The organism is Protofrankia sp. Cas8 (assembly GCF_963555845.1).
In the GTDB taxonomy this organism is placed as follows: Bacteria; Actinomycetota; Actinomycetes; order Frankiales; family Frankiaceae; genus Protofrankia.
The window spans coordinates 1-12,165 of the sequence record NZ_CAUVXI010000171.1; the positions used below are offsets into that span (position 1 = coordinate 1).

Consider the following 12,165-nt stretch of genomic DNA (forward strand, 5'->3'; position numbering starts at 1 on the left):
AAGAGACAGGTCAAGCATCTTGTCCATGAGCCACTGAGCGCTGCTGGAACTGGTCGGGAAGACACCCTTGCCGTCATAGCGGTCGTGGCCGTCGTCAACCTGGATAGCGACCGCATCCCCGCTGTTCACGATCGCCGACCATGTTTCGGGGTCGTCGGCGCGCCGTAGGGGTGTCAGGTAGAAGTCTCCGTCTCTTCTGATCCAGATGACGTCCGGGATGAAATCCTGGCGTCTCATGCCTTGCCCGATCCTTTGCAGACCCCGCAGGTCTTCAGTACTTGCCTGTTGTCAAGCGACACGGTAACTTGTCCTGATCCCCCGCAGGTTGGGCATGGTAGCGGCCTGGAGTGTTTTCCCATCGCGTCTCCTTGAAGATGTACACGCCTGCACATTCGGGCGTGGTGCCGTCTACCCGGGAAGTGCTGTGCGCGCGCCGAGCTGGGCGAAGGTTTCGATTTCGGCGGCGGTGTCACCGGCGGTGGGTGAGCCGTGGTAGCGGGGATCGCTGAGGGCAGCGTGGACCCGCTGGAAGTTTTTCGCGAGACCGTGTAGGCGCTGCTGTTGAGGCAGATCCAAGACAGGTTGGATTGCATCACGGGCACCGTCGATGTCACCTTGGCGGGCGCGGGCCAAGCCTAGAACGATGCGCGCGCCTTCCCTGTTTCCAGAGTTGCGGCCTTCGACCGGTGCGGCTTCGAGCGCGGTAACAGCCTCCGCCGCAGCATGTTCTGTCGCCGCTTGATCTGGCAGCAGGGACAGGGCGTCGGCTGCGACGAATAGACCGTCGGGACGGTCAAAGGAGAGTTGCCCTCCGATCTCGTCCAACTCGTCGGGCTGCGCTCGTGCATAGGCGTCTGCGGACGACGTTAGAGTAGCGCGAGCGCGGTCCGCGTCGCCTACGGCTGCGTAAGCGCGGGCTTGGCGTACGGCGAAGCCGATCGCGGATGTTCCCCTGGTGCTGGTTGCGTCCTCGGCGGCAAGCTGGAGGTAGCGGAGGGATTCGTGGTGCCATCCAGCCCAGCGGGTGATGGTGCATTGTTCGTTGCGGAGCCAGGTTCGTAGGCCGGGGTGTCCGGCGCGGTCGGCGCACAGAAGCGCGGTGCGGGTCTGGGTCATGGCCGCGTCGATCTGTCCGAGATCAAGGCCGGCGTGGGCAAGCAGACCGCAGAGGACACCGGTGAGGAAGTACAGGTCACGGGCCTGGTCGGGCTGGGTTGGGCCGTCGAGATGACGGAAGGCGAACCGCTGAGCGGCGATCAGGGCGGGCAGCAGGGCGGGGCCGCCGTCGGCGGGGTACGCGCGGGCGATGCGGCATACCTCGTTGTAGAGCAGAGTGACGGCTTCCGGGCCGGCGTCGGCTGCCTGCGCGTGCGCGAAGAAACGCGCGGTGTCGTCTGCGGCCATAAGACTCAGCCCTTCCGGTCCTGTCTGGTCGGGAGACGGGCCGTTGCGGCTCTTCTCCCGACCAGGGTAGGCAGGAAGGACGTTCATCTGTGGTACAGAGACGCCTGAAGTTGGAAGGGCGGGGGCGTAGACGGTCGGGCTGTGGCGTGCGCGGGCGGGTGGTGCCAATAGGTCGTCGATCGGATACTCGAAGATCGTTTCCAGTACCAGGCAGGCCACGGGATAGGGGCGGGTCTTGAGCGTGCCGGCCATCCAACGCTTCGCCTGACGCTCCCCGACCTCATCCGCCTTCCCCTTGAGTGATTGAGCCGTGGCCGTGTACTCGTGAAGGAAGTCGTGCACGGTCCAGTGCCGCTGGTGGACCAGACTGGCGAGCAAGGTGCGGGAGGCGTTCACGGGCGGCGGTGTCATCGGCGCGTTCTCTCGGCTGGGCGGTGGATGGGGAAACACGGGGTGCGTGGTCATTGTCGCGGCGCCGGGTCGGGTATGTCACGTGTCGGGACCTAGAAGTCACGGAAAGACACCTTGAAGTCCGTGCGTGGGTGGTCGGTGTCTCCAGGAGGCCCCAAGAAGCCGCGAAAGCAGTCATTACGCAGGCCGATGTGAGTACTCATAGTTATCGGCGGCGGTGCTGGTCGGGCTTGGGGTTGTCCCCCCGGCCGGCATCGTGCGGGATGTGCGGCTATCCCGGTCCCGATGGCTGGGCGGTGCCGTTCGTCCCTGGCGGCTCTGGGCGGGGCTCCGTCGGGCCACACACCGCCCTTTGCCTGGGGCCGCCACCTGTTCTGTGAGACGGACGCGATGTGGACGTGTATTCGGACGATCCGGGGAGCGTAGGTGAACAGCAACGATGACCGCGATGACCACTTCGGCGACGAGGACGGCTACGACGATGACGACTGTGAAGGGTGGTGGTGGGATGATGGAGACGGGTGTCGATTCGGTGTTGGTGCGGATGGTGAATGCCCAGGATGTGATCGCTGCGGATGTGGTGTGGGCGATGGTGGTGTCCGGGGTACGGGTGGTGGCGCCGGTCGTCGGCGTCGGCGATCTCGGGCAGTGTGCGGGGGAGCCGGGTTTGCCGGTGACCGGGTATGCGGCGTTGCCGTTCGTGTGGCTGGGCCTGATCGCGATCCTGTGATGATCCCGGTCCAGCGGTCGGGGTCGGGCTCGTGACCGGGGTGGTGACGGCTGATACGGCGGGTTGGGAGTTCGACGTTGGTGATCTGCCGGAGCTGCGGGTGGGCTATCAGGATGGTCTGATCGTCGGTCTGCTCCCCGAACCGCTGAGCCCGGAGGCGGATGGTCAGGACATCGTGCTGTGCGACGTGATGGACGTGGCGGCGGATGTGATGGTCGGCGCGAGTATCGGCGTGGTGCAACTGTCCACGGTGGGCCTGGTGATGCTGCACCGGCGGTTCACGCCGTTGGTGCGGTCTCGGGTGGCGTGGGCGGTCGGTACCCGTTTACGGCGGCAACGCCTGGTGGCGGGTGCGGACCCTCGGGTGGTGATGACCGGGGCACGTCCGCGGGCGGATCTGGTACCGGACGGGGTGGGCTTCTGCGGCTGCCGTGTGCGGCTGCGTGATGAGGACGCCGTATCGCTGATCGAGGTGTGGGAGGTCGTCTTCCCGGCCTGGGTCGTGGCAACCGAATCCGCACACCCACAAGAGCGAACGCCATAACGGCGTCGTCGTAGGCACAGGCGCATGCGGCGACGGACGGCAGAGCCCGTCGCCGCATGGAGAAGATCTGGAGTTTCGGTTCGTAGCCGCCTGCCCACCGTCGCACCCGGGGCGGGAGCGACGAGCCGATCACGTTCCGGCCGGCGCCTCACCGGGTAGCGCCTCGCCGGACAGGACGCCTTCGGCCACCGCGCGCATCGTGCGCCGCTGGTTCATCGAGGTGCGCTGTATCCAGCGGAAGGCATCGGGCTCGGTCATGCCGTGCTCGGTCTGCAGGACCCCCTTGGCCCGTTCGATGATCTTTCTGGCCTCGAGGCGACCCTGCAGGTCCTCGACCTCGGCTTCCAGACTGACGATCTCGGTGAAGCGGCTCATCGCCATCTCGATCGTCGGCAGCAGGTCCTTCTTCTGGAACGGCTTGACGACATAGGCCATCGCCCCGGCCTCCCGTGCCCGTTCCACGAGCTCCCGCTGACTGAACGCGGTCAGGATCACCACCGGTGCGATGCGCTCCTTGGCGATGTGCGCACCGGCCTCGATCCCGTCCATCCGGGGCATCTTGACATCGAGGATGACCAGGTCGGGGCGGAGCTTGGACGCGAGGCTGACGGCCATCTCGCCGTCGCCGGCCTCACCGACCACCTCGTAGCCCTCCTCCTGCAACATCTCGCGAAGATCGAGACGGATCAGCGCCTCGTCCTCGGCGATCAGCACCCGGCGGGGGGTCGAGGATGGCTGGCTCATCGAGTCGGACTCCTGGTCTCGCAGGGTTAGGATGACACCGTTGACCCGCTGTAACGCCGGGGTGGGCAGTCGATCCGCACCTTACCCGGCTAGAGTCGTAGAGGAAGCCCTACCTGCACATCAAGCGGTCCGGTAGCGGCTTGCAGTACCCGAGAGCCCCGCTCTCCAACCGGGCGGCCCCTGTACTCCAACGGCAGAGAGACGGTGCTCAAACCACCGACAGTGTGGGTTCGAATCCCACCGGGGGCACGTACAGCATCGACGCGGCGGGGACCTCGTGTGGATGCCGTGCGGGGCGCAGGCATGGCGGCCGCTTCCGCGAGGTCGGCGACCTGATCAAGGTCGGTGGCCGGAATTTTGATCACCATCTGTACCTCCTGATTCTCATGGTTGACATGGACGGCGAGTTGCGTGATCTCGTAGAGGCGTCGCTGCAACGCCTCGGGCGCCTGGCCGAGCGTGAGCTGGAGCTTCGGTAGCGCGTCGAGGAGGGCGAGGCTGTCGGGTCCAGGTCGGTCTGGTTCAGCGTCGTCAGCCACATCAAGATCTTCGACCTTCGCAAGGACGGCGGCTCGTCTCGAGTCGAGATCGTTGTAGCTGCGCCGTAGCCCCTGGGTGAAGGGATCGGCGGGGTCGCCGTCCTGAGCTTGCCGCAGGATGTTGTCCTGCTTGCGGGCAAGATCTTCGATCCGTCGTTGGAGCTTGCCTCTCGCGGCGGCCCGCTCCTGAGCGTCTCGATCATCAAAGGTCGCGAGTTCGGCGGTCAACAGCGCCACCCGGCTACGCCCGAACACCCGTTCCGCGTAGAAGTCCGGGACGGCGTTGAGGAGGACGTCCTCGCGGATCCGGACCGTCTTGGGGTGTCCGGCCAGGCGGTGGGCGTTGAACTCGTCGAACATCCATTTGGGGATCAAAGGTTCGTGGACGGGCTGGTCTGACCAGACCCATTTCTCCGGCGCGTTGACCGCCCCGTGCCGCGACCGGCTCGCGCGGCGGTTGAACACCTGGTAGCCGGTGTACTTCGGGTTACGCAGCAGCTCGGCCACCGTGGACTTGCCCCAGGTCCCACGGGCCCGGTAGGCCCCGCCGACCGGCTCGGGCGGCGGGTAGCGCGCTCCAGGTCCGCATTGAGCGCCTCGGCAATCGCGCCGTAGCCGCCGAGCCCACGGTAGTAGCGCCAGTGCGCGATCTGCGTGACCGTCTCGCCTCGCGCGACCCCGCTGAGTACCGACAGGTCTGCGTCGAGTCGCCGCAACAGTTCGACGGCAGGGTCGGTGCCATAACTGAGGCTGTAGTCGTGCACGATCGCTCGCCGCTCGTCAACGCCCGGTACGCCGTCGTCAGGCGCAAGCGACGTGGTCACCGTGTGGCGGGTGGGCTCCATCGCCGCGAGCGGAGCGACCAGACCGGCTCCCGCGAGAAAGCCGCGCCGGTCAACGGGCACAACAACCACCTCATGGGCACTGCGCACAAGCTCGCGATCTCTCACGTTCAGGCTACCGTCACGCGGCCCACCAGTGAACCGAACGCCAGACCCGCCCCGGATTTCAGAGACAGTGGCACGCAGCGCCGAGGCCGGCATGCCCGACCCGGTCATCGTGCCCAGGACAAGACGATCGGCGGCCGTGTAGTTCTCGTAGTCGTCGAGGTCGAGGAGACCGCCTACCGGAGCGCCGTAGGCCACCGCCAGCAGCGCGAGAACACGCGGGGAGGGCCGCGTCCCGGACCGGGCCGGCCATTTCTCCAGCTGACACAGACGCGGCCCGGTCATCGAAGCCCGCCCGTCCTCGCAGATCATCCTGCTCCTCGCGCAGGCTCAACCGTACCGTCGCCATCTCCACCCACTCAGGTCCTGATCCGCAGCGCACCACTATCGGCGCAGACTAGAACTCCTGGTGACACTGTCTATGCGTGTTGTGTATGCCTGCTATCGATCTCAGACATAGCCACCTCCGCCGTGCAGGACCGACGCTCGGGGTGTTCAGACCTGGGCGTGTCGTCGCCGATGGCTTCCTGACAGCCGCCCGGGTCCAGTAGCCGCAAGCGCCGAATTGGCCAACCAATATGGCTTTTGGCTGTCACAGTGAGCTGGTGCTGTAACAGCTTGACAGCAAAGGGTCGCGAGGCGTCGCAGTTCATGTCTTAACCTGGCCGCCGCTGCGATGGCCCATCGTGAGGGGAGTTCCCATGTCAGAGGACGCGGCGGTTCTTGACCGCCTGACCGCGGACCTGTTCGACCTCGGTACCCGGGCGGTGCCGGTGCCCGACATCGCTGGGTCGAACACGACGTCGGACTGCACGGACGACGGCTGCTCGCGCACCTGCCCGAGCGTGGGTTGCTCGGCGACTTGCAAGGACTGCAAGTAGCACCGCCGGTGCGTCCACGCCTATTCGCGCCTTTGCTGGGGGCCGCGGTGTTGGCGCGCATCCCGCTCCTCCCGGCGGGTGGGGGTGACCTAGAGGGCCGCTCCCTGGACCCGATCGTGGTCGAGGGAATCACGCTCACCTCCCGCGAGGCCGTTGCCTCGGTCCTCAGCGCATCCGGCGCCGGCCGCCCCGCAGCGACTGTCCGCGCCTTTGACCGTCGGGCGCGGCTGCGCCCGACACCGCGAGCGGTCTTCGCCGGCGTCCAGACCGTGGTCGTCGCCGAGCATGGCTGCACGCTGCGTCTCGGCGGCGATCATCACCTCCGCAGCGCCCCGAGCCCGGTGTCGCTGACGGCCCTCGCCGATCACCTCCTGGACGTTCCCGGAGTGGTCGAACAACTCACCTTCACGACAAACAACCTGGTCCGCCGCCGCGGCCAGCGGTTTGAGCACGAGCAGCAGTCGCTCGGCGCAGGCGTGCCGCAGCTCGTGACCATCCGTGCGACCAAGGCGAGCACCCTGGTCCTACGATTGTGCGAGCAGGGGGCCCGGCACAGCGTGATCAGCGCCGCAGTCGGTGACCGCTGGCCGGCTGTCCCGGAGTCGACGCTGCGCGGCATGGTCATCGAGATGACCCGTCAAGGGTTTCTGCTGACCGACCTGCTGCCCGTCGACCTGGGCGACGATCCACTCACGCATCTGCTCTTCCACCTGCCCCACAGCTGCGACGTCTACGGCCCGCTAGAGGATCTCCGGGCCCGGCTCCACGCCGCTGACCAGCTCCCCCTGGGGGCAGCACCTCGGCTCGCGGCGCTCCACGCGGCACGGGAGGCGTCCGCCCGCGTCTGCGGCCAGGACAACCCGCTCTGCGTCGACGTTGCCGCCGACGCGACCATCACCCTGCCTCGTGCACTGCTGGAGGACGCCGCCGAGGCTGTCAGCGTGCTGTGGACGATGAGCTGTACCAAGCCCACGCTCGCCGCCTACCACGCCCGTTTCGTCGACCGGTGGGGCCACGGCCGCTTCGTCCCACTAGTCGACGTCGTCGACCCGGTCATCGGGTTGGGGGACGACGGCATCGAGACCAGCGTTGAACCCGCGCAGGCGCCTCCGGAATGCCTCGCGATCCTCGCCGGTCTCCTCGATGACGCGACCGCCCACAGCCGGACTGAAGTTGTCCTGGACGATGCCACCGTTGCCGCGCTCGCTGTGCCCGGCGCCGACCCGCCTCCGCCCGGCGCGGAGGCATACGCCCGCGTGCTCGCCGCCTCGGAGCAGGACCTGGCCGCCGGCCGGCTGCACCTGGCGCTCTACGTCGGTGGCACCCAGGACGCTGGGTCGAGCGCCGGCCGCTTCACCTCACTTCTCCCGGGCAGCCAGCCGCGCGTCGCCGACCCACCATCGGGCGCGCTCGTCGCCGAGGTGGTGGCCCGCCCCCGCATTCCGGTGCTGGCGACGATCGCCCCGCCGACCGGCGTCGCCCCGCTTCGTATCCCGGTCGGGTTCCCCGCCCGGCCGGGTGATCTGCGACTTGACGACTTGCTGCTCGTGGCCGACGCTCAGCGCCTCACGCTGTGGTCGCGGGACCGCCGGTGTCAGGTCGTGCCGGTCCTGAACTCTCGGATCGGGCCGCGGTACCTGCCGGCGGAGGCCCGGCTGCTGGCGCTGCTGGGCCGGTCCGGATGCCGACCGTGGCGCCTGTTTTCCTGGGGGTCGCTGCGTGACACCGCTTTCCAGCCACGGGTGCGGTACCGGTCTACGATTCTCGCGCCCGCGCGGTGGCGCTTGCCGAGGCTGCTGACAGACGCCGCGCGCGACCCTGCGGTCTGGTCGGAACAGCTGCGCTCCTGGCGGCTGTCTACCGTCCCGCCGCCCCCGCCCGTGGTTGTCACCGATGATGCCGAACGACAGCTCCCCCTCGACCTCGACGACCCGCGGGACGCGGAGCTGCTACGCCGCTATGTGCGGCGCGGGCTGGGGGCCGTCACTGAACAGCCCGGTGGCGATGGCACGATCCAGGATGTCGTGACCGGGCCGTCGGGCCGGCATCTGCTCGAACTCGTCATCCCGCTCGCCGCCACGGCGCCCCCGCCGGCCCCCGCTCGTCCGATCACCGCGCTGCCCCGGCCAACTGGAGCCGGGCAATACCTGCCTGGCGGCCCGTGGCTGTCGCTCGCGATCAGTGCACCGGCGGCCCAGCATGACGAGATCCTCGCCGGCCTCGCCGGGATCCTTCCGGGCCTGCGTGGCATGTTCGACCGCTGGTTCTGGCTGCGCTACCGCACCCAGGCCATCGGCCCACATCTGCGGGTCCGCTTCCACGGGGCCCCGGCCGTACTTGGCGGCGAACTGCTGCCCGCCGTCTCTCAATGGGGCGCGCGCCTGGTGGCGGACGCTCTCGCCTGCGGATTCAGCGTCGAGCCCTACGACCAGGAGATCGAACGTTACGGCGGCCCGTCGGCGATCGAGGCAGCCGAGGAGCTCTTCGCCGCCGACAGCGACCTGGCGCTCGCCGCATTGACCGCGGCCCATGAACCGGACCAGCGGCTCGTGATGGCCGCGCTGACCATGGCGACGGTGGCACGGACGCTCGCCGGCCGTAAACCTGCCGCGCTCGGCCGCCCCCGCCTCGACCGGGCCGCCCATCGCCGCCTCGCCGATCTGCGGCGCCTTGTGAACGACGCGGCCCGCGACGGCACAGCCACGATCCCTCAGTCCCACCCCGCCTGGGCGGGATACCTCGATGCGCTGCGCGCATATCATGACCTTCTGCCCGCCGACCGGCGCGCGGACTGCGCCTCCTCTGTGATCCACATGCATGCCAACCGGCTCCTCGGCGACACCGCCCAGGAGCGGCTCGCCAGGGTTCTGGCTACCGCCCATCACCGGCGACGAACTCAACGCCGGCCGCGCCGCCCCGCCGGCCGGACGCGCCGACGCCTGGTGCTACGGCATCCCCGGCATCAGCCGCGCGCTCACACTCGCCGGCCAAGCAGCCGACGAACCCGCGGCGCAGCACGCCGCGCGCGACGCGCTGCTCCTCCTCGCGCGACGACAGGGCCGCTGGGACGTCGAAGGGCCGACGCTCTGCCACGGCTACGCCGGAGTCCTCTGCGCCGCCGGGGCCATGCACGACACAGTTGTCGCAAAACAAGCCGCCACCGCAGTCACCGACGCGTTCGACCGCACGCGCCGCTTCGGCTTCGCCTACATCGCCGGGAGCACGGTCACCGACCGGCCCGGCTTCCTCACCGGCGCAGCCGGAACGGCGCTCACTCTCGCCGAGCACGCCACATTCCCCATGCCCGAGGGCCTGCGCACGACCTGGGACGCCCTGCTGCTGTTGTCCTGACGCCGCCAGACCAAGGCGGTCAGACCGCGGCGGGTGTCTGCTCGGCCACCCGGACGAGAACCCGGCTGTCGCGCTTGTCGACCGCCAGCAGAACGCCCGACACCTCCGGACGTCCCGCGTCAGCCGGGTGTGCCTCGATCCACAGCTGGACGCCCTGCCCACCGTCACGGTCCCAGTCGCGGACCCGCTCGGCGAGCCGGGCCGCCAGCTCGGCGCCCCGCGGGCCGTAGCCGCAGGCACCGATCTCGTAGCTGGGCATCTCTGCGTCACTGTCAGGAGTCGGCTGCGTCGTGAGATACGCCAGCGTCCCGCCCTCGACGATTCCCATGCTTCCCCACGGCCCCTTCGGCGCCATCAGCCGGCCGCCCTCGACCGCGGCCCGCGACACCAGCAGCCGGCAGAAGCCCTCCAGCGTGGCCAGCCAGAAATCGAGATGCTCCGTCCAGCCCCACGGGACCGCGACCCCGGTCCAGCACACCGCCACAGGATGATCCAACGCACCCCGCAACGCCGAGGCATCCCCCGGGCGGTCGTCATCGAGCCGAATTGTCAGGTCCGGGCCCGCACCGACCGGGATGTTCTGCTCGCGCACGGCACCGACGCCACGCATCGGCATAAACCCGTCCTCCACGACCGACCGGCTACGCAGAACCGCTCCAGCACGCTCGAAGACGACCGTTCGAGTCAGGCCGAGTATCCGCAACGGCACCACCAGACGTCCGCCCTCGGCCAACTGCTCCCACCAAGCCCTCGGGATATCCCATGCGCCCGCTGTGACCACGATCCGGTCAAATGTCGCCCGTCCGGGCACACCGAGCATGCCGTCTCCGTGCACCACCGTCACGGCCGCACCCAGGCTGCTCAGCGCGGCGCGCGCCGCGGATGCCACGGCCTCGTCGTACTCGATCGTCGTCACAGAACCAGCCGGGCCAACAAGATGCGCGAGCAACGCCGCGTTGTACCCCGTCCCCGCGCCGATCTCCAGAACCCGATGCCCCGGATGAACATCGAGATCCTCCAGCATCCCGGCGACCGTGCCCGGCGCAGACGCCGAGCTGACCGGAACCCCGTCGCCGTCGCGATGGGTCACCACCGGGTCCGGCCCATAGGCGCGCTCCAGCGACACGTCGGGCACGAACACGTGCCTCGGCACCGCCCGCATCGCCGCGTCCACCCGGCCACTCAGCGCCGCGCCCGACGGCCGCAGGCCATCGATCATCGCATTCCTCAGCTGGTCGGCTGCCACGCCCCACCTCCAAGATCATCAATTATTTGGTGTGATTCGCCGGTCGCGGAGCGTTCCAGTCGCCTCGCATGCACTCACCCATGTCGGCGACCTAGCGGTTGCGCCGCTACCAGCTCCGAGGATGGAATCGGTCTCTGTTACTACACCTTGCCCTTACGCACAGGTCCGGGCCTCCAACGCATCGTCTAGTACGGCACCCCAGCAGGAACCGCGACGGCCAAGGAACCGGGAGCTCCGTCAAGGAGACAGGTCGCACGGGGGCAGGTGGCGTACAGCCGCCCGGGTACAGCAGGGCGGCGAAGCCTCTGTCGGCGGAAGACTCATGCCGTCGTCGGCCACGCACCGGGCGGCGTCCATGGCTTGGCGTGGCGCTGGTCGGTGCCGGGGGCTGTGACGGTATGTAGCCGCGCTCCCAGCACCTCGATCTCGACCTCGATGGCCCGACGGACCGCGGGCAGCGACGAGAGGTGGTCGGCATCGAGCACGAGGACGTCGCCGCCCGTTCGCAGGACGGTGTCGAGCAGAACGTTGAGGCCGGGTCGGACGAGACGCCCTGGAGGTACGCAGCGATCGACGAAGACCTCGGCGAGGCTCATGCCTTCGGTGCGGGCGTGGTCGGTGAGTTGGGCGTGGAGGCGGTTGAGATCGCACCGGCCGTACACGATCTGGACTTACACTGCTGGCACATAGCACCTGGACGGCCACGAATGGGGGCAGGGCGAGTCATGGACGCCGCGTCGAGCCGCTACTGCGGCTCGTGCGGAGGTCGGTTGGCGCGCGACAACACAGACTCCCTGTGTGCCCGGTGCATCGGTCACAGCCGCAGAGCGCGGGACACCGCTCCCGAGGTGCCGGAGCGGTTCTGGCACACCGACCAGATGCGTGACGCCTTCGCGGCCCAGCACATAGGCCGGGTCTCCGCGGCCTATCGCCTGAGCCCCCACCACCCCCGGCCCATCAGCCAGGAACGGCTGGGCCGGTGGCTCAACATGACGCAGGCCCAGGTCAGCCGGATCGAGAGCGGGCCACCCATCCGTGATCTCGACCGGCTGGCGCACTGGGCGCGGACCCTGCGGATGCCGCCGCACCTGCTGTGGTTCGATCTCCTCGGGCGACCCCGACCGACACTCCTGACCGTCGCATTGGCCGCCCGGTCCAGCGGCCAGCTGTCGCCGCCGGTCCCGGCTGCCGGAGGAACGCTCGACACGATCCGTTCGGCCGCGCTCGCGTTCCGTGCCGCCGACCGCCAGCTCGGTGGCGGTCGGCTGTACCCGGTGGTGGTCAGGTTTCTCCAGATCGAGGTGGCTCCGCAGCTTGTCGGCCACCAGTATGCGCCTTCGGCGATCTTCTGCGCGGCGGCCTCGTTGA

General features: G+C 68.7%; 10 protein-coding genes, 1 tRNA gene and 4 pseudogenes. 9 read left to right on the forward strand and 6 right to left on the reverse strand.

The window, feature by feature from the left end; translation table 11 throughout:
- Positions 1-237: pseudogene (locus tag U9977_RS20345) on the reverse strand (protein-L-isoaspartate(D-aspartate) O-methyltransferase); the annotation flags it as partial.
- A gap of 171 nt (positions 238-408) precedes the next feature.
- Positions 409-1,815 (reverse strand): hypothetical protein, encoded by a 1,407-nt coding sequence (locus tag U9977_RS20350; RefSeq protein WP_322750883.1) that lies wholly within the window; start codon positions 1,813-1,815, stop codon positions 409-411.
- 481 nt (positions 1,816-2,296) lie between these two features.
- On the opposite strand from U9977_RS20350, the gene U9977_RS20355 reads away from it, so the two are divergent.
- Together U9977_RS20355 and U9977_RS20360 are read left to right on the forward strand one after the other, a co-directional pair.
- Positions 2,297-2,545, forward strand: coding sequence for a hypothetical protein (locus tag U9977_RS20355; protein ID WP_322750884.1), 249 nt, complete (start codon positions 2,297-2,299; stop codon positions 2,543-2,545).
- Positions 2,546-2,576: 31 nt separating this feature from the next.
- On the forward strand, positions 2,577-3,089 hold the full coding sequence (locus tag U9977_RS20360) for a hypothetical protein (protein ID WP_322750885.1): 513 nt from the start codon (positions 2,577-2,579) through the stop codon (positions 3,087-3,089).
- Between the two features lie 129 nt (positions 3,090-3,218).
- On the opposite strand, the gene U9977_RS20365 is transcribed toward U9977_RS20360, so the two are convergent.
- Positions 3,219-3,833 carry an ANTAR domain-containing response regulator gene (locus tag U9977_RS20365; RefSeq protein WP_322750886.1) on the reverse strand — a complete coding sequence of 205 codons (615 nt, stop codon included), beginning with the start codon at positions 3,831-3,833 and terminating at the stop codon, positions 3,219-3,221.
- A 176-nt stretch (positions 3,834-4,009) separates the two neighbouring features.
- On the opposite strand from U9977_RS20365, the gene U9977_RS20370 reads away from it, so the two are divergent.
- The 3 genes from U9977_RS20370 to U9977_RS20380 all read left to right on the forward strand — a co-directional run bounded on the left by U9977_RS20370 (position 4,010) and on the right by U9977_RS20380 (position 4,771).
- A tRNA-Leu gene (locus U9977_RS20370) sits at positions 4,010-4,082 on the forward strand.
- Positions 4,058-4,312, forward strand: coding sequence for a hypothetical protein (locus U9977_RS20375; protein ID WP_322750887.1), 255 nt, complete (start codon positions 4,058-4,060; stop codon positions 4,310-4,312). Before U9977_RS20370 ends, U9977_RS20375 begins: the two co-directional genes overlap by 25 nt.
- A gap of 168 nt (positions 4,313-4,480) precedes the next feature.
- Positions 4,481-4,771 (forward strand): hypothetical protein, encoded by a 291-nt coding sequence (locus tag U9977_RS20380; protein WP_322750888.1) that lies wholly within the window; start codon positions 4,481-4,483, stop codon positions 4,769-4,771.
- Here U9977_RS20380 and U9977_RS20385 read toward each other — a convergent pair.
- Positions 4,769-4,879 (reverse strand): annotated as a pseudogene (locus U9977_RS20385) (hypothetical protein); the annotation flags it as partial. The gene U9977_RS20380 and the pseudogene U9977_RS20385 overlap by 3 nt on opposite strands.
- Positions 4,880-6,020: 1,141 nt before the next feature.
- Between U9977_RS20385 and U9977_RS20390 the strand changes: the two are divergent.
- The 3 genes and pseudogenes from U9977_RS20390 (at position 6,021) to U9977_RS27145 (ending at position 9,551) form a co-directional block, all read left to right on the forward strand.
- Positions 6,021-6,200, forward strand: a complete 180-nt coding sequence (locus U9977_RS20390) for a hypothetical protein (RefSeq protein WP_322750889.1) — start codon at positions 6,021-6,023, stop codon at positions 6,198-6,200.
- Between the two features lie 116 nt (positions 6,201-6,316).
- Positions 6,317-9,067 (forward strand): annotated as a pseudogene (locus U9977_RS20395) (lantibiotic dehydratase); the annotation flags it as partial.
- The gene (locus U9977_RS27145; protein ID WP_416210716.1) at positions 9,018-9,551 is read left to right on the forward strand and encodes a lanthionine synthetase LanC family protein; all 534 of its coding nucleotides are present in this window, start codon (positions 9,018-9,020) and stop codon (positions 9,549-9,551) included. The pseudogene U9977_RS20395 and the gene U9977_RS27145, both read left to right, overlap by 50 nt.
- 19 nt (positions 9,552-9,570) lie before the next feature.
- On the opposite strand, the gene fxlM is transcribed toward U9977_RS27145, so the two are convergent.
- Together fxlM and U9977_RS20405 are read right to left on the reverse strand one after the other, a co-directional pair.
- Positions 9,571-10,797, reverse strand: coding sequence for a methyltransferase, FxLD system (gene fxlM, locus U9977_RS20400; protein ID WP_322750890.1), 1,227 nt, complete (start codon positions 10,795-10,797; stop codon positions 9,571-9,573).
- Between the two features lie 320 nt (positions 10,798-11,117).
- Complete coding sequence (locus U9977_RS20405) at positions 11,118-11,459, reverse strand: recombinase family protein (protein WP_322750891.1); 342 nt, start codon at positions 11,457-11,459, stop codon at positions 11,118-11,120.
- 108 nt (positions 11,460-11,567) lie between these two features.
- Between U9977_RS20405 and U9977_RS20410 the strand changes: the two are divergent.
- Positions 11,568-12,165, forward strand: a pseudogene (locus tag U9977_RS20410) (hypothetical protein); the annotation flags it as partial.

Excerpts from the sequence above, each read along its gene's own strand:
- U9977_RS20350 (WP_322750883.1), bottom strand. The coding sequence starts at position 1,815 with ATGACACCGCCGCCCGTGAACGCCTCCCGCACCTTGCTCGCCAGTCTG.
- U9977_RS20355 (WP_322750884.1), top strand. The coding sequence starts at position 2,297 with ATGACGACTGTGAAGGGTGGTGGTGGGATGATGGAGACGGGTGTCGAT.
- U9977_RS20365 (WP_322750886.1), bottom strand. The coding sequence starts at position 3,833 with ATGAGCCAGCCATCCTCGACCCCCCGCCGGGTGCTGATCGCCGAGGAC.
- U9977_RS20390 (WP_322750889.1), top strand. The coding sequence starts at position 6,021 with ATGTCAGAGGACGCGGCGGTTCTTGACCGCCTGACCGCGGACCTGTTC.
- U9977_RS27145 (WP_416210716.1), top strand. The coding sequence starts at position 9,018 with ATGCCAACCGGCTCCTCGGCGACACCGCCCAGGAGCGGCTCGCCAGGG.